A 17,775-nucleotide genomic window follows, 5' to 3' on the forward strand; every position below is an offset into this window, starting at 1 on the left:
GCTACCAATTGGTCACTCAGTTCACTGATAAATCTTTTATGACTGTATCATTGTCGAGTGCCCACACAGATTGCATGGTCAAATTGTTAAAGAGCGTTGACTCAACGTTATGTCTCGTTGGTCAGGGCTGCGTATTCTACCCAGCATTTTTTCTCAGTCAAGCGTTATTTTTAAAAACTTTTTCAAACACCTTCTTAACTAAGAGCTCACCAAGGATAACTTCTGGTTTTAAACCTTTAGCACCTTTTACTCGGTGAGGGTGCGCATTTTACAAAAACAAAAACGAGTGTCAACCCTGTTTCTCTTTCTTTTTGCGCCACTTTCAGTTCACACAAGTTATTCACAAGTTACCAAGAACTTATTCAAACCCGTGTGTGCCCTGTCAGTGAGGCGGCATTATAGGGGGTTAGCTGAAAGCAGCAAGTGTTTTTTGGTGATTTTATTGCAACCGGCTACCTTTTGCTCTGAAACTGATAAAAAACACAAAAAAACAGCCAAAACAGGCATGGGACAGACAAGATAAAGAAACAGAGACTCAGAGGAGAGCGTAGCAACCGAGGAAACGATCAGCTCAACCTACTAGAGCAGAAGAGCAACCCGTCGGGTAACCCCGACGGCATAAAAGCATTTACTTACAGCTAACCAGGAAAGAAGGGTTCAGCAACTCTTCCCTGTGATATTGCAGTGGCTCTTGATTAAATAAGGTGACGGATGCACCTGCACTTTCTGCTATACACTGACCGGCAGCGGTATCCCACATCATGGTTGGCCCTAAACGTGGGTAGAATTGCGCCCTTCCTTCTGCGACCAGACAAAATTTCAGGGATGACCCGACCTCAGTCATCTTGTGCTGACCTAACATATTGAGAAAGTCAGCCATGTCCGGGCTGGGATGAGAACGGCTACCCACCACGGTTGGCACTGTTGCTTCTCTCACTCGGATTGGTTCCCGACCAGCCTTGGTTTGCAACCAGGCTTTATTACCGTCTCCCAGCCAGGTTTTACCCAAAGCAGGCGCATGCACTACGGCAAGCACGGGCCTGCCTTCTTTAATCAAGGCAATGTTAACCGTGAACTCGCCGTTTTTCCGAAGAAACTCTTTTGTTCCATCAAGCGGATCCACCAGCCAGAATGATTGCCAGTGCTGACGGTCGCGCCATTCAGTATGAGCGGATTCCTCAGAGAGAATTGGGATATCGGGCGTAAGCTGTAATAAATGGCGGACTATCACCGCATTGGCAGCCAGGTCAGCTTCAGTGACCGGACTCTTATCCGCTTTTTCCTCAACCCGGACATTGCTGTGATAGCAGTCCATGATGGCTTGCCCTGCTTCCAGTGCAACCTGATAGATAGACTCCAGTAGTGCGCTCACGCTGTACTCCTTGTCTTAAATAATGTGACGCTGTTTTAATGCTTCCACGCACAGAGTAACCAGCTCATCAACCGATGCATTGCCCGCTTGCAGATGAATCTCAGGATTCGCCGGCGGCTGATATTCAGAATCGATGCCGGTAAAGTCTTTAATCTCTCCCTCTCTGGCTTTCTTATACAGGCCTTTAGGATCGCGCTTTTCACATTCTGCCAGAGGTGTGTCCACGAAGACTTCAATGAATTCTCCCTCAGGCAGGAGTTCACGAACCAACTGACGCTCAGCTCTATGAGGAGAGATAAACGCGGTCAGTACGATGAGACCAGCATCCGCCATCAGCTTAGCCACTTCCCCGATGCGTCGAATGTTTTCCTTACGATCCTCAGCAGAGAAACCCAGATCCTTGCACAGGCCATGGCGAACATTATCGCCATCCAGCAGATAAGTATGGAAGCCCTGTTCAGCCAGGCGATTTTCCAACGCGCCGGCCACCGTCGATTTGCCGGCACCGCTCAACCCGGTAAACCACAGAACGCAGGGTCTCTGATTTTTTAACTGAGCACGCTGTGCTTTATCTGTCTGGTGATTGTGCCAGACCACGTTTTCATTTTCATGGGGTTGAACGACAGCGGTCATTTTACACTCCGTTGCTAAAACACATTAAAAAGGAAAGAACTGCGGGATCAGGGCTAATACAACCACTGAGTACATCACGGAAAACGGCAATCCGATCCGTAGATAATCTCGCAACTTATAGTTGCCTACGGTGTAAACGAGCAAATTCGTCTGATAACCATAAGGTGAAATAAAACTGGCACTGGCACCAAACAGCACCGCCATAATAAAGGGCATAGGATCGACCCCATAGCTCAGTGCCAAACTGTACGCTAAGGGGAAAGACAAGGCTGCTGCAGCATTGTTAGTTACCAGCTCAGTCATCAGCAAGGTCAGCAGATACACGGCCACTAACCCGCCGTAGACGCCCCAGCCATTAAAGGACGTCATCATGATATTGCCCATCCGCTCAGACAGGCCGCTGGCAAGCATCAGTTGTGCCAGTGATAACGCCGAGCCAACAATCACCACTATATCAATCGGAAAACGGCGGCGAATTTCGGCAAAGCTGATGATACCGGTCGCCAGCAACAGCAACAGATAACCGGCCAGTCCTTTGATCAGGGGTAAAACATCCAACAGACCCGCGGTAATCACAGCAACAAAACCGCCCAGCACGGCCATGCTCTTGGTGCTGTCCAGCCGGGCGCTGGAGTCCAGACCGTTGATCAGGACAAATTCACGGTTTAACGTCTGCTTTTTCTCATGAAAGGTTTTGCCGGGCACAATCACCAGGGTATCACCGGGATGCAATTCAATATTGCCCAGCCCGCCGGCCAGACGTTCATGGCCGCGACGGATCGCCACCACCACAGCATCAAAACGTTCGCGGAACTGCACGCTTTTCAGCGTTTTACCACGGATGCCGGCAGAATGACTGACCACCACTTCCATCATGGACTGCCCATTGAGGTGGTGCTGACCAAATAACCTCAGCCCGTCGATTTCCTGTAAGGTCGTGACACTTTCGATATCGCCACAGAACAGTAAACTGTCGCCGGCCCGCAATACCGTCTCGGGGCACACAGGGGCAATCGTCTTGCCGTCACGAATGATTTCCGCCAGAAACAAGCGGCGCAGTGCCCGTAAACCATTTTCAGCAACCGACTTGCCAACCAGCGATGAGGTCGGCTCGATTTTGGCTTCCAGAAAGTACGGCAGTTCATCCTGGCTGCTGTCATCGTAATTAGGTAGAAAGTGGCTGAGGGGGATCAAAAACACCAGCCCGACCAGCAACACCGCCAGTCCAATCATTGAAGGCGCAAAAAAGCCCAGGCTGGGTAACCCGGCATCTTCGACAAAGCTGTTCACAATCAGATTGGTCGAAGTACCAATCAGGGTCAGCGTACCGCCCAATATCGCGGTATAGGACAGTGGTATTAACAGACGAGACGGCGCATGACGCTGATTGCGCTTTATGGCGCCAATCAAAGACACCACCACTGCCGTGTTATTGGTAAAGGAAGACAGGAAGGCCGTCGACAGGCCAAGTTTGGCCACCACAGACGTTTGTCCTCCCTGAGAAATTTGGCGCCCGACCCAACTGATCAGGCGCGTTTTTTCAAGAGCAATGGAAACAAGGATCAGCAGAACCAGGGTCAGTAACGACGCATTGGTGAAGTTACCCGCCAGGGTCGACAGCTCAATCATCCCGGTTTGAAAACCAATAAAGGCTGTACCTGCAAACAGATAGGCAGGTTTGATTCTGGTGGTGATCAAACAGGTGATGATCACCACCAGCATCGCCAGTACCAGGGCTTGCTCCCATGCCATTGGCATTACCCCAGCAACTTACTGAGATCTTTGGCATCCCAGTGCGGGAAGTGCTTACGGATCAGTGCATTGAGCTCTACCTCAAAGGCGCTGTATGCCTGCTGAGAAGGGGCGGATTCCGTCAGCGCCTCACGCACCATGCCGGCACCCACAGTCACATTGGTCAGGCGGTCAATCAGAATAAAACCGCCGGTATCGGCACAGTTCTGATAAGAATCTATCGCGATAGACTCATTGAGCACCACTTCGCACAGGCCAATGCCGTTGAGAGGCAGCACATCGGTAGCAAAGGTGTCCAGGTTATTAATATCAACCTGATGACGAATCGCACTGACCGAGCCGAGCGTTTTCTTGCCCGCCACTTTGATATCGTACTGACGACCGGTTTCCAGTGGTGCTTCGGCCATCCAGACAATGTCGGCCAACAACTGATTGCTGAGTGCAACGTCGTCAGCGGCATGAACGATAGTATCACCGCGGCTGATATCAATCTCATCATTCAGGGTCAGCGTAATTGCCTGACCAGAATGGGCCTGCTCCAGATCACCGTCAAAGGTCACAATACGGGCAACCGTTGACGATTTACCCGATGGCAACACTTTCACCGCATCCCCGACGGACACAATACCGGATGCCAGCGTGCCCGCAAAGCCGCGGAAGTCCAGATTCGGGCGGTTCACATATTGCACAGGAAAGCGTAATTCGCCGTCCACTTTTTTATTGATTTCCACGCTTTCCAGCAAAGACAGCAGCGGCTCGCCCTCATACCAGGGTGTAAGCTCACTGGCGGTCACCACATTGTCGCCTTCCAGTGCCGACAGCGGGACCAATTGGATATTGATGTCCGCATTGAGCTTTTTGGCAAACGCCAGATAATCATCCCGGATCTGCTCGAAGCGGGCCTGCTCAAAACCGACCAAATCCATCTTGTTGACGGCCACCACAAACTGGCGAATCCCCAGCAGGCTGGCAATGTAGGAGTGACGACGGGTTTGATCCAAGACACCTTTACGGGCATCAATCAGGATCACCGCCACATCACAGGTAGAAGCCCCTGTCGCCATGTTGCGGGTATACTGCTCATGCCCCGGGGTGTCGGCAATGATGAACTTGCGTTTCTGGGTCGAGAAATAACGGTAAGCCACATCAATGGTGATGCCCTGCTCACGTTCCGCTTGCAGACCGTCAACCAGCAGGGCCAGATCCGGCTTACTGCCTGTGGTGCCCACTTTCTGGCTGTCAGCATGAATCGCGGCCAGTTGATCTTCATAAATTTGCTGTGAATCGTGCAGCAGACGGCCAATCAGCGTACTTTTACCGTCATCCACTGAACCACAGGTCAGGAACCGGAGCAGAGACTTGTTCTGGTGCTGATCCAGGTAAGCTTCAATGCCCAGCTCAGCTACTTGTTGTTGAATTGCGCTGTTCATGTCCCGACTCCTTAGAAATAACCCTGACGTTTCTTCAATTCCATCGATCCCGATTGATCGTGGTCGATCGCCCGTCCCTGACGCTCACTGGAGGTGGCCACCAGCATTTCTTCGATGATCTCAGGCAAAGTTTTGGCCTCAGATTCAATCGCCCCGGTCAGCGGGTAACAGCCCAGGGTACGGAAGCGTACGCTCTTGTGTTCAATTTGCTCACCCGGACGCAGCTTCATGCGGTCATCATCCACCATGATCAGCATGCCGTCGCGATCAACCACAGGACGCTCCTGTGACAGGTAGAGCGGCACAATATCGATGCCTTCCAGGTAGATGTATTGCCAGATATCCAGCTCGGTCCAGTTCGACAGCGGGAACACTCGGATGCTCTCGCCTTTGTTGATCTGGCCGTTATAGGTTTTCCACAACTCAGGACGCTGGTTTTTCGGATCCCAGGTATGGTTCTTGTCGCGGAAAGAATACACGCGCTCTTTGGCACGGGATTTCTCTTCGTCGCGACGGGCGCCACCAAATGCGGCGTCGAAACCGTACTTGTTCAGTGCCTGCTTCAGTCCCTGGGTTTTCATAATATCGGTATGCTTTGACGAGCCATGCTCGAACGGGCTGATACCCATCGCCATGCCTTCCGGGTTTTTATGCACCAGCAGGTCAAAACCGTATTTTTTCGCTGTCGCATCACGAAACTCAATCATTTCGCGAAATTTCCAGTCAGTATCGACGTGCAGCAACGGAAAAGGGATCTTTCCCGGATAAAAAGCTTTGCGGGCCAGATGCAACATCACCGATGAATCTTTACCGATGGAGTACATCATCACAGGGTTATCAAACTCAGCGGCCACTTCACGGATAATATGAATACTCTCCGCTTCGAGCTGCTTAAGGTGGGTAAGGCGTTTCGGATCCATCTTTCTCTCCATGTTAAGCCAGGCTCACGACAGCGGGGTGTGGTTGCCCTTGTTGTTCCTGCTTTCCGAACCAATGTAGTTTATCTGCCAGAGTCACCACTTCACCCACCACGATGAGTGACGGCGATTCTGCATTTTCTGCCAGTTGAGCCAGCTCGCTCAGTTGGCCTCTGAAGACTTTTTGCGAGGCCTGCGTGCCACGCTCGATAATCGCAATCGGCGTTTCTGCTGCGCGGCCATGCTGGATCAGTTGTTGCTGGATGTGGCTTGATTTCATCAGCCCCATATAAATCACCAGCGTCTGCTTACCGCGTGCCAGGGTGGACCAGTCGAGATTGTCGCTGTCCGGCTTGGTATGACCGGTAATAAACATGGCACTTTGTGCGTGATCTCTGTGTGTCAGAGGAATACCGGCATAGGCTGTAGCGCCTGCTGCGGCGGTAATACCCGGCACAACCTGGAAAGGGATGCCGGCATCAAACAGCACTTCCAGCTCTTCTGCCCCGCGGCCGAAAATGAAAGGATCACCGCCTTTCAGGCGAACCACCCGTTTGCCCTGACTGGCGTATTCCACCAGCAGGCGGTTGGTTTCTTCCTGCGGCACACTGTGATAACCGGCGCGTTTACCGACACAGACCAGCTCCGCATCACGGCGAACCAGATCCATAATGTCGTCCGATACCAGATAGTCATACAGCACCACATCGGCCTGCTGCATTAATTGCAACGCACGCAGGGTCAGTAAACCGGCGTCACCGGGGCCGGAGCCAATCAGTGCAACCTGGCCCTGGGGGGTCACCTGCTGGGACTGGCGAACCAATTCCTGCTCGGCTTCTTTGTCTTGCCCGGCGGCCACCAGCTCGGCGAAGCGGCCGTCAAAGGCCTGCTCCCAGAACAGACGGCGGGCAGACAGGCTTTTCACCGTATTCTTCAGACGATCGCGAAACTGGCCTGCCAGAGTCGCCATCTTGCCAAGATGCTGAGGCAGCAAGGCTTCCAGCTTTTCCCGGACCAGACGCGCCAGTACCGGCGCTTTGCCAGAAGATGAAATAGCCACAATCAGAGGAGAGCGATCAACAATAGATGGTACGATGAAGCTGCAACGCTGGGTATCATCCACCACATTCACCAGCACCTGGCGCTGGTTAGCCGACTGGTACACCAGAGCATTGATGGCTTTGCGATCGGTTGCTGCGATAGCCAGAAAGATACCGTCAAGGTGCTCTGGCATAAATTGCTCAGCAATAAGGGTAATGTCACCGTTATCTGCTGCCTGCAGAAAATCGGCATTGAGCTCAGGAGCAATGACACGAACGTCGGCACCGGCTTTGAGCAGCATCCGGGTTTTACGCCAGGCCACTTCTCCACCGCCTACCACCAGGCATGGACGACGCTTTAAATCGGCAAAAATAGGTAAATAGTCCATAGTCACTGCTCTTACTCTCTGTACGTAACAGCACTATAGACGGGGCAGGATATTACCTGAAATTCTAAAATTTCATTTTTTATTCCCAAAAGTTTAGCTTGGCTGACTTAAGCGTCCTGTGGCTACCATCCTTCCGGATATGACAGCAAATCGCCCCTAACACCGTATAAAACAATCACTTTTCCGGTTTTTTCTCATAAAAAAAGCTTATCTTATGCCTTTAAGATCTAACTATTTCGCCAATCATCATGGCCAAAGTGCAGTGATGTGAGAAAGAAACCTGATGCAGAGCAAGGAAGCACACTCAGGTCACATATCTGACAAGCTCTTGCATTTCAGAGACAGTATTTTTGCTACTTTTAGCGCGTTACTTACTCCATTAATGACGGTGAAATCATGTCTTTAAGAGCAAAACCCCTTTCACTTGCCGTACTGGGCGCACTGCTGGCAGCAGCAGGCCCGGCACTGGCAGACACCATTCAACTGCGCATTCTTGAAACTACCGACATTCACGCCAATGTCATGGACTATGACTACTACAAAGATAAAGCGACCGAGAAAACCGGGCTGGTCCGGACCGCCACCTTAATCGAGCAGGCCAGACGCGAAGTCACTAACAGTGTGCTGGTTGATAACGGCGATCTGATTCAGGGCAGCCCGATGGGTGACTACTTGGCGGAAAAAGGCCTGGCAGACGGTGATGTTCACCCTGTCTATAAAGCCATGAACCCGCTCGATTACGAAGTAGGCAACATAGGAAACCATGAATTCAACTACGGGCTGGATTTCCTGCAAGCGGCATTAAAAGGCGCAAACTTCCCCTATATCAATGCCAATGTCTACGACCTAAAGACGGGGGAAAACCTCTTTACCCCTTATCTGATTAAAACCTATCGCCTGAAAGATACCGACGGCGCAGAGCATGACATCAAGATCGGCTACATCGGCTTTGTGCCGCCGCAAATCATGACCTGGGATAAAAAGAATCTTGAAGGCAAGGTGAGCGCCAGAGACATCAAACAAACGGCAGACTATTTCGTGCCTAAGATGAAAGCCGAAGGCGCCGATATCATAGTCGCGATTCCGCATTCAGGCGTATCTGTCGATCCTTACCATGCCATGGCGGAAAACTCTGTCTATTACCTGACGCAGGTAAAAGGCATAGATGCAATCGCGTTCGGCCATGCCCACGCGGTCTTCCCGAGTCAAACTTTTGCCAGCCTGCCCAATACCGACATAGCGAAGGGCACTATCAATGGTGTCGCGGCGGTAATGCCCGGCCGCTGGGGCGATCATCTGGGGGTGATAGATCTGGAGCTGACCCGGCAGGATGGCAAGTGGGCAGTGACTGAGCGTCAAACCCAGGCCCGCCCGATATTTGCCGATGGTAAAGCGCAGGTGGCGGCGGACAGCAGATTGGTCGCAGCCGTGATGGAAGATCACAAGGGAACACGGGAATTCGTCAACCAGCCAATCGGTAAAGCCAGTGATGTGATGTACAGCTATCTGGCGCTGGTACAGGATGATCCGACCGTGCAGATAGTGAACCTGGCACAGAAAGATTACGTGGAGCGCTTTATTCAGGGCGACCCGGATTTAGACGGCCTGCCTGTGCTGTCGGCTGCCGCCCCGTTCAAGGCAGGCGGCCGGGCGAACGATCCGGGCAACTACACCGAAGTGGAAGCCGGCCAGCTGACCTTTCGCAACGCAGCCGATCTGTACCTGTACCCCAATACCCTGGTGGCACTGAAAGTAACAGGCAAAGAAGTCAAAGAATGGCTGGAGTGCTCTGCCGGGCAATTTAACCAGATTGATCTCAGCTCAGGCGCGCCACAATCGCTGATCAACTGGGAAGACTTCCGCACCTATAACTTCGACGTGATTGACGGTGTTCAGTATCAGGTGGATGTCTCTCAGCCCGCCCGTTACGACGGTGACTGCAAGCTGATCAACCCGGCAGCTGAGCGAATTAAGCAACTGACCTATCAGGGCAAAGCCATCGACCCGGCCCAACCCTTTATTATTGCCACCAACAATTACCGCGCTTACAGTGGCAAGTTTGCCGGCACAGGCGAGCAGTATGTCGCCTTTGCGGCACCGGATGAAAACCGCACTGTGCTGGCCAGTTACATCAGCAGGGTCAGTAAAGACGACGGACAAGTTGTACCGAGTGCCGACAATAACTGGCGCTTTGCCCCGCTCAGGAGCACAACGCCGCTGGATATCCGTTTTGAAACCTCACCGAGCGACAAAGCGGCATCCTTTATCAAAGACAAGGGTCAGTATCCGATGCAGCAAGTGGCTACCGATGCAGCCGGCTTTACGGTTTACCGGATTGACCTGCAACACTGATAGCACAGCGTCATAACGCTATCACTATGCCGCGGCCTGTGGTCGCGGTATTTTTTGGTAAGCTAGATATAGATGACTTCAACAGCGACAGAACACTATGACCTCACCACTCGCGCAATTTCTGGCCCTGCACGGTGCCGATCAGGCCACTGTCGATCAGGCACTGTCACTGGCCGAACCGTTAGAACTGCCTACCCGGCATGTGCTGATCAATCAGGGAGAACTGGCAACACAGGCGTATTTCCTGATTGATGGCCTGTGTCATGCCTGCTACATCACAGCAGACGGTAAAACCATCAGCAAAGATTTCTTCTGGGAACAGGATCTGCTGATTGGCTTTGAAAGCCTGCTGACCGAGGAGGGATCACCCTATCTGCTGGAAACCTTGTCACCCTGCCTGATTCAGGCCCTGCCAGCCGAGCTGATACTTCGCTGGCGCGATGACATGCCCGCCCTGTACATAGCGCTGGCCGAGAGGCAACTGCTGTTCCGGGAACAAAAAGAGCAGTTCATGCGTCTGTACAGCCCGGTACGACGCTACGCCCTGTTCACAGACAGCGTCGGTGAACTGGCAACCCACATCACAACGCCACAACTGGCGTCGTTTCTGAACCTGTCACTGAGTCAGCTGGACAGCCTGCAGCGCCACCTGGCCGCCTCGGGGAAATAAACGCCTATTGCGGTCTCTCACCGCGCATTTTATGCTGAGTGCCAGGCTATAAAAGCAGTAGTAAAAGGACGCAATCGATGCAATGGCAATGCCTTCGCTTTGATCAGCTCAGCACTGATCAGCTTTATGACATCATGAAACTCAGGGTAGATGTGTTCGTGGTTGAACAGAACTGTCCGTATCCGGAACTCGACGGCCACGATAAAGCCCGGGATGTCCATCATTTAGTGGCTTATGACAATGGCACTCTGATGGCTTATCTGCGGTTACTGCCGGCAGGCACTACCTACGATAATGTCAGTATCGGACGGGTGATCACCGCGCAAGCGGCGCGCGGCAAAGGGGTCGGAAATACCTTGCTCACGCAAGGACTGGCGTACGCAGAACAACTGTGGCCGGGGCAGGACATTGACATCGGCGCTCAGTCGCACTTGCAGAGTTATTACGGGCGCTTTGGCTTTGAGCCAAGCTCGGACGAATATCTGGAAGACGGCATTCCCCATATTGATATGCGGCTGACGAAAAACCCGGCAACCGCCTGATCAATCAGTTACTGGCCGCGGGCAAAACTACCGTCAGAGCGGCGGAAAAACATCACAGGATCGCCACCACGGCTCTCAATCTGCAGGGCATCCAGATCACCATTGGCCAGTTGTTTGTAACGCAATAACTGGCCAGATTTAATGTCACTGAGCGGTTTGTCTTTGCCTTCAATCGCAGCAATAGCGTACAGATCAGTCAAAGGTAACGACTTGGCACGAAAGATGGTCGCCAACGTTTCACCTTTCTTGACTTCATAATTCATCCAGTTTTCTGCAGAAGCGGACTGCCGGGGCGTTGTCGTCGCCGAAGACGACGGCGATGTCACAGCAGTTTGCGAGGCCACGGGTTTTGCGTTTACCGGCCGAGGAGGCGATGCCGGCTCAGGACGCTGACCGACAGGCAAAGGCGCAGGCTCAAGCTCAGCCAGGTTCAGCGCCACTTCCTGACGCACGGGCTCGCTGCCGGGAATTGTTAGATCGGGTTCTGAAGCCGGCAGCAGAAACAGGATAAGCACTACAGGGATCAGGATCATTAATGCTTTGCGATGAAAGCCCGGTAACTGCTGCCAGTAAGGCTGTACCCGCAGTCTGATTTTCTGCCATTGTATCTGACCTGCTTCCCGCCAGTTCAGCTGGCTGAGCCGGGTTTTCCATTCTGTCAGCGACACCTGTGTCAGGGCCGGGGCCGATTTCTTCCGGTTACGGCGTTTCGCTTGTCCCATAACAACTACTCTCCATCACTCTGCGCCAAAACTTCAGGGTCACGCTTTGATGCGACCTCTGTTCACAAAAGTTTACCCCTGAGGGTTGAAACTGTTATCCTGCCCGCTTAATTCACTCGACATAAAGAGACGACACTATGTCTGACGTTAAACTAGATACAGTTGAAACTAAAGCGAGCTACGGTATTGGTCTGCAAATGGGCCAGCAACTGGCTCAAAGTGGCCTGGAAGGCCTGAACGTTGCAGCCATTGCCAAAGGCATCGCGACCTCGCTGACTGGCGACATGCCAGAAATCGCTGTAGACGACATCAACGACGCACTGCGTGATCTGCACACCCGCGCTGAAGAAGCTCGTCAGGTACAAGCTCAAGCTGCCGCTGCTGAAGGCGAAGCCTTCCTCAAAGATAACGCACTGCGTCCAGAAGTAACAGTCACCGAATCTGGTCTTCAGTACGAAGTCCTGGTTGAAGGTAACGGCGAAACCCCAACGTCTGACAAGCAAGTACGTGTTCACTACCACGGCCAACTGACTGACGGCACTGTCTTCGACAGCTCAGTATCACGCGGTCAGCCAGCAGAATTCCCGGTCACCGGCGTTATCGCGGGTTGGGTAGAAGCTCTGCAAATGATGCCTGTCGGTTCTAAGTGGAAACTGTATATTCCACAAAACCTGGCATACGGTGAGCGTGGCGCAGGTGCTGCCATCCCACCTTTCGCTGCACTTGTTTTCGAAGTTGAGCTGCTGGACATTCTGTAAGTCCTGCCGCCCTTCTGAAAAACGGTGCTTCGGCACCGTTTTTTTGTCTCATATCAGCAACATACCCTGACAATAACCTGACAGACACCCTCTTTTTTCTTTTCCAGACTACGCTTAGAGTAGCTTACGGCTTCCCCACGGGAAAATCTCATAACGATTCTAAGGAGAACACTATGACCCGAGCTCTACTCCAACGCTGCTGGCTGGTTGCAATGCCATTACTGGCCAGTCTGGCGCTTAGCCCTGCCGCCCATGCTTTTAGCCTTTCCGACTTATTCGGCGGCGGTGACGATAAAATGGAAGCCCTGGCCGACAACCCCCTCGCCAGTATGCTGACCGATCAACTCGGTGTCAGCACTGAACAGGCAGCGGGTGGTGCCGGTGCACTGCTGTCCATGGCGGCCAGCCAGTTAAGCGGCGATCAGGCCACCGAGCTGACCAAGCTGATCCCAGGTTCAGAAAACCTGATGGACGCCATTCCTGCCGGACTGGGCGGCATGCTTAACAACATGGATGCCCTCGGCCCGGTCTTCACCGCATTAGGGTTAGATGCCGGTATGATCAGCCAGTTCGTTCCCATCATCACACAGTTTCTGGGCACCCAGGGCGCCAGTGCCGGGCTGATTGATACCCTGACCAAAATCTGGACGCCAGCCAGCTGACCAATAACCTGATACCGGGCAGCGAGCGTAACGATTTCACCTTTTTCGGCTGTCAGCCTCAGGTCAATTTTCTGATTACCAATAAAAAAAACCTGACCGGTTTCCCGATCAGGTTTTTTATTTCCACAATGTAAAGCTGTCGGATTAGATACCTGAACCGTCGCTCTCTGCATCATCCTCATGCAGACCGCATTCCCGCTTCAGACCGAAGAAACGGGTTTCTTCTTCTTTCATTCCCGGCTCCCACTTCACTGTGGTGTGGACATCACCGACAGAACGATAGCCCTGGGCCAGCAAGGGATGATAAGGCAAATCGTATTTCAGCAGGTATTCATCAATGTCCTGCTCTGACCAATCGATCAGCGGCAGGAATTTGAATTTACCGTTCTGAATAGCCAGTACCGGCAAAGTCGCACGGGAGGACGACTGCTCCCGGCGCAGGCCAGAGAACCAGGTTTTCACCTCCAGCTCTTCCAGTGCGCGGCGCATCGGCTCAACCTTGTTCATTTTGTTGTACTGCTTAATGCCATCAACGCCCTGAGTCCACAGCTGGCCGTAGCGTGCTTCCTGCCAGGCCGGACTGAGCTCTGAGCGGTACACTTTCAGATTCAGCGCCAGCCGCTCGGTCAGAAAGTCGACAAACTGATAGGTTTCAGGAAACAGGTATCCCGTGTCCGTCAGAATCACAGGTACATTGGGTGACTCCTGAGTCACCAGATGCAGCATGACCGCAGACTGGATACCAAAACTGGAAGCCAGCGCAAAGTTGCCATCCAGAAATTCCAGCGCCCAGCGAACCCGCTCCTGGGCTGTCATCTGCTCCAGCTCGGCGTTAATTTCCGCCAGCTGAAGGATCTGCTCCACTTTGGTGGCACTCAGCAAATCCGCCAACGCATATTTAGGCATAAAAATCCCTCACAGAGACTTCAACAGGGGCAATAATTCCGCTACGGATAGTAAAGTCACCAAAGCCTTCACCGTCCTCACGCTCTTTCGCCCAGCGGCCCACCAGTTGATCCAGTTCCGTCATAATTTCATCAACAGTGATATTTTCACGGTACATCTTAGGAATGCGTGTCCCGTTAATATTGCCGCCAAGGTGCAGGTTATAACGACCCGGGGCTTTACCCACCAGACCAATTTCCGCCAGCATGGCGCGTCCGCAGCCATTCGGACAGCCGGTCACACGCAAAATAACGTGCTCGTCTTTACCCAGGCCGTGTTTTTCCAGCAAGCCTTCAAAATCGGTGACGAATTCCGGCAAGAAACGCTCGGCTTCCGCCATCGCCAGCGGACAGGTCGGTAGCGACACACACGCCATTGAATTCTGGCGCTGCACGCTGACAGCGTCATCAATCAAGCCGTGATCGCGGGCGATCTTTTCGATCGTCGCTTTATCTTCTTTGGCCACACCGGCAATGATCAGGTTCTGGTTGGATGTCATGCGCAGATCCCCTTTGTGGATCTTGGCAATCTCAGCCACACCGGTTTTCAGCGGTTTACCCGGATAGTCCAGAATACGGCCGTTTTCAATGAACAGCGTCAGGTGGTATTTACCGTCGATGCCATCCACCCAGCCGATACGGTCACCGCGATCAGTAAACTCGTAAGGACGGCTGGCTTCAAAGGTAATGCCGGCGCGTTTCTCCACTTCCGCCTTGAAGACGTCAACACCCACACGGTCCAGGGTGTATTTGGTTTTCGCGTTCTTACGGTTTGAGCGGTTACCCCAGTCACGCTGAGTGGTCACCACCGCGGCAGCGACGTCCAGCGTTTTGTCCAGTGGCACGAAACCAAAATCATCGGCGCGACGCGGATAAGTCGCGGTATCACCGTGTGTCATGGCCAAACCGCCGCCCACCAGCACGTTAAAGCCGATCAGCTGACCGTTCTCGGCAATGGCGACAAAGTTCAGGTCATTCGCATGCACGTCCACATCATTTTGCGGCGGAATCACCACTGTGGTTTTGAACTTACGCGGCAGGTAATTTGAACCCAGGATCGGCTCCTGATCCTGATGCCCTTCAATTTTTTCGCCATCAAGCCAGATTTCCGCATAAGCACGGGTCTGAGGCAGCAGATGTTCACTGATCTTCTTCGCCCAGTCATACGCCTGCTGGTGCAGTTCTGACTCGACCGGGTTAGAAGTACACAGCACGTTGCGGTTCACATCACCGGCGGTGGCAATCGAGTCAATGCCGTACTCGTTCAGAGTCTGGTGCATCAGCTTGATGTCCGGCTTGAGCACACCGTGGAACTGGAACGTCTGGCGGGTAGTCAGACGAATACTGCCATACATGGTTTTGTCTTGCGCGAATTTATCAATCGCCAGCCATTGTTCCGGCGTGATGATGCCCCCCGGCATACGGGCGCGCAGCATAACATTGTGCAAAGGTTCCAGTTTCTGCTTCTGGCGCTCAGGGCGGATATCGCGGTCATCCTGCTGATACATACCGTGGAAACGGATCAGCTGGAAGTTATCAGCCGTAAAGCCACCGGTAATGCGGTCCTGCAGATCCTGCTCAATGGTCCCGCGCAGAAAGTTACTCTCGCGTTTCAGGCGTTCGTTATCGGACAGTTTCTCAGTCATTAGTACACATCCTTCTGGTAGCGTTTGGCTTTACGCAAATCATTCAAATACAGCTCGGCATCTGCGCGGCTCTTGCCGCCCTGCTGCTCAACAACAGTGATCAGTGCCTCATGCACATCTTTTGCCATCCGGTTGGCATCACCGCACACGTAAATATGTGCGCCGTCTTGCAGCCACTGCCAAACTTCTGCCGCATTTTCCAGAATACGGTGCTGGACATACACTTTCTCAGACTGATCGCGGCTGAAAGCCACATCCAGCTTGGTCAGAATGCCGTCTTTCAGGTACTTCTGCCACTCCACCTGATACAGGAAGTCCTGAGTAAAAGTGCGGTCGCCAAAGAACAACCAGTTTTTGCCTTCAGCATCGCGGTTATCACGCTCCTGCACAAAAGCGCGGAAAGGCGCGATACCCGTGCCCGGACCGATCATGATCACCGGGGTATTATCATCTGCCGGCAGTTTGAAGTTATTGTTATCTTCAACAAACACACGAACATTCGCGCCTTCTTCCAGACGGTGTGACAGGAAGCCGGAGGCACCGCCAAAGCGGCTTTCTTCGCCCTGCTGATATTCCACCAGACCGACAGTCAGATGCACTTCTTCACCCACTTCTTCCTGGCTGGACGCAATGGAGTACAGACGCGGCGTCAAACGGCGCAGCAGGCCTTGTAACTGCTCGGCGCTCAGCTGGGTTTTCTTCTCGGCAAAGACATCAATCACCTGAGTGTTCGCCGCGTACTCACGCAGCTTATCTTTGTCTTCCACCAGCTTCTGCAGTTTCTTGCTGCCAGACAGTTCAGCGAACTTGGTCACCAACTGGGGGTTAGAAGCCGTAATTTCGTATTTGTGAATCAGCGCCTCTTTCAGGCTGCAGGCTTGGCCGTCCACCTCAACGCTTTCATCACCGGACAGACCCACTTTCGCTGCCAGCGCTTCAGCCAGGGCAGGATCATTGTCATACCAGACGCCCAGCGCATCGCCCGGCTGATAAGTCAGGCCGGATTCACCGAGATCGATTTCCACATGGCGGACATCTTTACCGGAATCACGACCGGTAATTTTCTGGCTGACCAGCAGCTCTGCCGCATACGGATTTTGCTTATTGTACTGAGACACAGCCGCCGTCGCGTTTTGCGCCACGTGCAGCTGAACCACTTCGGCATCATTGCCGCCCAGCAGCTCTTCCTTGATGGTCTCCAGCGCTTTGGCGCGCCACTCGGCGGCCGGGGCATCATAATCAACATCACAGTCGATACGATCGACAAACGGTTTGGCGCCCAGCTTACTGAGGTAGCTGTCAAAATCTTTGGCAGTCTGGCAGAAGAATTCATAGCTGGAATCCCCCAGGCCCAGCACGGCATAGTTCAGATTCGGCAGCTTAGGCGCACGCTTGGACTGCAGGAATTCATGCAGCTCCATGGCGTCATCCGGCGCTTCACCCTCACCGTGAGTTGAAGCCACTATGATCACGTGGGTTTCTTTGGCCAGGTTTTTGCCTTTGTAATCGCCAGAGGCAAACACGTCAGCCTGGATACCGGCCGCAACCGCTTCTTCCTTCAGCGCCTGAGCCACGCCTTTGGCGTTACCCGTCTGCGAGGCATAAATAATGGTAAGTTTGCCAGCCGGTTTCGCTGCCACAGCGGCGATCGGCTGACCGGCAGGCTGCTGGCCCGCCGTTTGGGTTTGACTTAATCCCCAGAAATAACCGCTAATCCACGCCAGTTGCTGTGGTGACAGCTCTGCGACTGTCTGTTGCAGCTGACCGATCTGCTGATCATTGAGAGGGCTGGCTAAAGCCGAGAGTTCCTTAAGTAACATGACACGACGATCCCTTTACATTGCGTAAGGGTAGATTAGCTACTCGACGAAATAACAAGAAAGAATAGATAAGAATGTTTTATAACTTTTTGGAAGAGAAAAGCAGAAGGTAAGCAAATAAAGCGG

Annotated in this window: 15 protein-coding genes; 5 read left to right on the forward strand and 10 right to left on the reverse strand. The window is 52.9% G+C overall.

What is annotated here, in order from left to right:
- Positions 1–628: 628 nt before the first annotated feature.
- The 6 genes from cysQ to cysG are packed head-to-tail and all read right to left on the reverse strand — an operon-like array spanning position 629 to position 7,533.
- Positions 629–1,372: a 3'(2'),5'-bisphosphate nucleotidase CysQ gene (gene cysQ, locus H511_RS0120480; RefSeq protein WP_027254014.1), complete on the reverse strand. Its 744-nt coding sequence runs from the start codon at positions 1,370–1,372 to the stop codon at positions 629–631.
- A gap of 15 nt (positions 1,373–1,387) precedes the next feature.
- Positions 1,388–2,005, reverse strand: a complete 618-nt coding sequence (gene cysC / locus H511_RS0120485) for an adenylyl-sulfate kinase (protein ID WP_027254015.1) — start codon at positions 2,003–2,005, stop codon at positions 1,388–1,390.
- A gap of 24 nt (positions 2,006–2,029) precedes the next feature.
- On the reverse strand, positions 2,030–3,757 hold the full coding sequence (locus H511_RS0120490) for an SLC13 family permease (protein ID WP_027254016.1): 1,728 nt from the start codon (positions 3,755–3,757) through the stop codon (positions 2,030–2,032).
- A 5-nt stretch (positions 3,758–3,762) separates the two neighbouring features.
- Positions 3,763–5,187: a sulfate adenylyltransferase subunit CysN gene (gene cysN / locus H511_RS0120495; protein WP_027254017.1), complete on the reverse strand. Its 1,425-nt coding sequence runs from the start codon at positions 5,185–5,187 to the stop codon at positions 3,763–3,765.
- Positions 5,188–5,198: 11 nt separating this feature from the next.
- The gene (gene cysD, locus H511_RS0120500) at positions 5,199–6,107 is read right to left on the reverse strand and encodes a sulfate adenylyltransferase subunit CysD (RefSeq protein WP_027254018.1); all 909 of its coding nucleotides are present in this window, start codon (positions 6,105–6,107) and stop codon (positions 5,199–5,201) included.
- Positions 6,108–6,120: 13 nt separating this feature from the next.
- On the reverse strand, positions 6,121–7,533 hold the full coding sequence (gene cysG / locus H511_RS0120505) for a siroheme synthase CysG (RefSeq protein WP_027254019.1): 1,413 nt from the start codon (positions 7,531–7,533) through the stop codon (positions 6,121–6,123).
- 396 nt (positions 7,534–7,929) lie between these two features.
- Between cysG and H511_RS0120510 the strand changes: the two genes are divergently transcribed.
- From H511_RS0120510 to H511_RS0120520, 3 genes are all read left to right on the forward strand, one after another.
- The gene (locus H511_RS0120510; protein WP_027254020.1) at positions 7,930–9,885 is read left to right on the forward strand and encodes a bifunctional 2',3'-cyclic-nucleotide 2'-phosphodiesterase/3'-nucleotidase; all 1,956 of its coding nucleotides are present in this window, start codon (positions 7,930–7,932) and stop codon (positions 9,883–9,885) included.
- Positions 9,886–9,982: 97 nt separating this feature from the next.
- Positions 9,983–10,555 carry a Crp/Fnr family transcriptional regulator gene (locus H511_RS0120515; protein ID WP_027254021.1) on the forward strand — a complete coding sequence of 191 codons (573 nt, stop codon included), beginning with the start codon at positions 9,983–9,985 and terminating at the stop codon, positions 10,553–10,555.
- 77 nt (positions 10,556–10,632) lie between these two features.
- Positions 10,633–11,097 (forward strand): GNAT family N-acetyltransferase, encoded by a 465-nt coding sequence (locus tag H511_RS0120520; protein ID WP_027254022.1) that lies wholly within the window; start codon positions 10,633–10,635, stop codon positions 11,095–11,097.
- 8 nt (positions 11,098–11,105) lie between these two features.
- Here the strand turns inward: H511_RS0120520 and H511_RS0120525 are convergent, their stop codons facing one another.
- A complete protein-coding gene (locus H511_RS0120525; protein WP_027254023.1) occupies positions 11,106–11,819 on the reverse strand; it encodes a LysM-like peptidoglycan-binding domain-containing protein in 714 nt (237 codons plus the stop codon).
- A gap of 137 nt (positions 11,820–11,956) precedes the next feature.
- Here H511_RS0120525 and H511_RS0120530 point away from each other — a divergent pair, with 137 nt between their 5' ends.
- Entirely contained in the window at positions 11,957–12,577 is a 621-nt protein-coding gene (locus H511_RS0120530) for a BamJ family beta-barrel-assembly machinery protein (RefSeq protein ID WP_027254024.1), read from the forward strand.
- Positions 12,578–12,750: 173 nt separating this feature from the next.
- Complete coding sequence (locus H511_RS0120535) at positions 12,751–13,239, forward strand: DUF2780 domain-containing protein (RefSeq protein ID WP_237584192.1); 489 nt, start codon at positions 12,751–12,753, stop codon at positions 13,237–13,239.
- Positions 13,240–13,383: 144 nt separating this feature from the next.
- Here the strand turns inward: H511_RS0120535 and H511_RS0120540 are convergent, their stop codons facing one another.
- Genes H511_RS0120540 through H511_RS0120550 form a run of 3 tightly spaced genes read right to left on the reverse strand, consistent with a single transcriptional unit; the run spans position 13,384 to position 17,649 of the window.
- A complete protein-coding gene (locus tag H511_RS0120540; protein ID WP_027254026.1) occupies positions 13,384–14,145 on the reverse strand; it encodes a phosphoadenylyl-sulfate reductase in 762 nt (253 codons plus the stop codon).
- Positions 14,138–15,829: an assimilatory sulfite reductase (NADPH) hemoprotein subunit gene (gene cysI / locus H511_RS0120545; RefSeq protein ID WP_027254027.1), complete on the reverse strand. Its 1,692-nt coding sequence runs from the start codon at positions 15,827–15,829 to the stop codon at positions 14,138–14,140. The genes H511_RS0120540 and cysI overlap by 8 nt, the downstream gene beginning before the upstream one ends.
- On the reverse strand, positions 15,829–17,649 hold the full coding sequence (locus H511_RS0120550; protein WP_027254028.1) for an assimilatory sulfite reductase (NADPH) flavoprotein subunit: 1,821 nt from the start codon (positions 17,647–17,649) through the stop codon (positions 15,829–15,831). Before H511_RS0120550 ends, cysI begins: the two co-directional genes overlap by 1 nt.
- Positions 17,650–17,775 lie beyond the last annotated feature (126 nt).

It is taken from the genome of Photobacterium halotolerans DSM 18316 (assembly GCF_000425165.1).
Classification (GTDB): Bacteria; Pseudomonadota; Gammaproteobacteria; order Enterobacterales; family Vibrionaceae; genus Photobacterium; species Photobacterium halotolerans.

Coding starts and splice junctions, on each gene's coding strand:
- cysI (WP_027254027.1), bottom strand. CDS start 15,829: ATGACTGAGAAACTGTCCGATAACGAACGCCTGAAACGCGAGAGTAAC.
- H511_RS0120490 (WP_027254016.1), bottom strand. CDS start 3,757: ATGGCATGGGAGCAAGCCCTGGTACTGGCGATGCTGGTGGTGATCATC.
- H511_RS0120530 (WP_027254024.1), top strand. CDS start 11,957: ATGTCTGACGTTAAACTAGATACAGTTGAAACTAAAGCGAGCTACGGT.
- H511_RS0120550 (WP_027254028.1), bottom strand. CDS start 17,649: ATGTTACTTAAGGAACTCTCGGCTTTAGCCAGCCCTCTCAATGATCAG.
- H511_RS0120525 (WP_027254023.1), bottom strand. CDS start 11,819: ATGGGACAAGCGAAACGCCGTAACCGGAAGAAATCGGCCCCGGCCCTG.
- cysN (WP_027254017.1), bottom strand. CDS start 5,187: ATGAACAGCGCAATTCAACAACAAGTAGCTGAGCTGGGCATTGAAGCT.
- H511_RS0120510 (WP_027254020.1), top strand. CDS start 7,930: ATGTCTTTAAGAGCAAAACCCCTTTCACTTGCCGTACTGGGCGCACTG.
- H511_RS0120540 (WP_027254026.1), bottom strand. CDS start 14,145: ATGCCTAAATATGCGTTGGCGGATTTGCTGAGTGCCACCAAAGTGGAG.
- cysG (WP_027254019.1), bottom strand. CDS start 7,533: ATGGACTATTTACCTATTTTTGCCGATTTAAAGCGTCGTCCATGCCTG.
- cysD (WP_027254018.1), bottom strand. CDS start 6,107: ATGGATCCGAAACGCCTTACCCACCTTAAGCAGCTCGAAGCGGAGAGT.
- H511_RS0120520 (WP_027254022.1), top strand. CDS start 10,633: ATGCAATGGCAATGCCTTCGCTTTGATCAGCTCAGCACTGATCAGCTT.
- H511_RS0120515 (WP_027254021.1), top strand. CDS start 9,983: ATGACCTCACCACTCGCGCAATTTCTGGCCCTGCACGGTGCCGATCAG.
- H511_RS0120535 (WP_237584192.1), top strand. CDS start 12,751: ATGACCCGAGCTCTACTCCAACGCTGCTGGCTGGTTGCAATGCCATTA.
- cysC (WP_027254015.1), bottom strand. CDS start 2,005: ATGACCGCTGTCGTTCAACCCCATGAAAATGAAAACGTGGTCTGGCAC.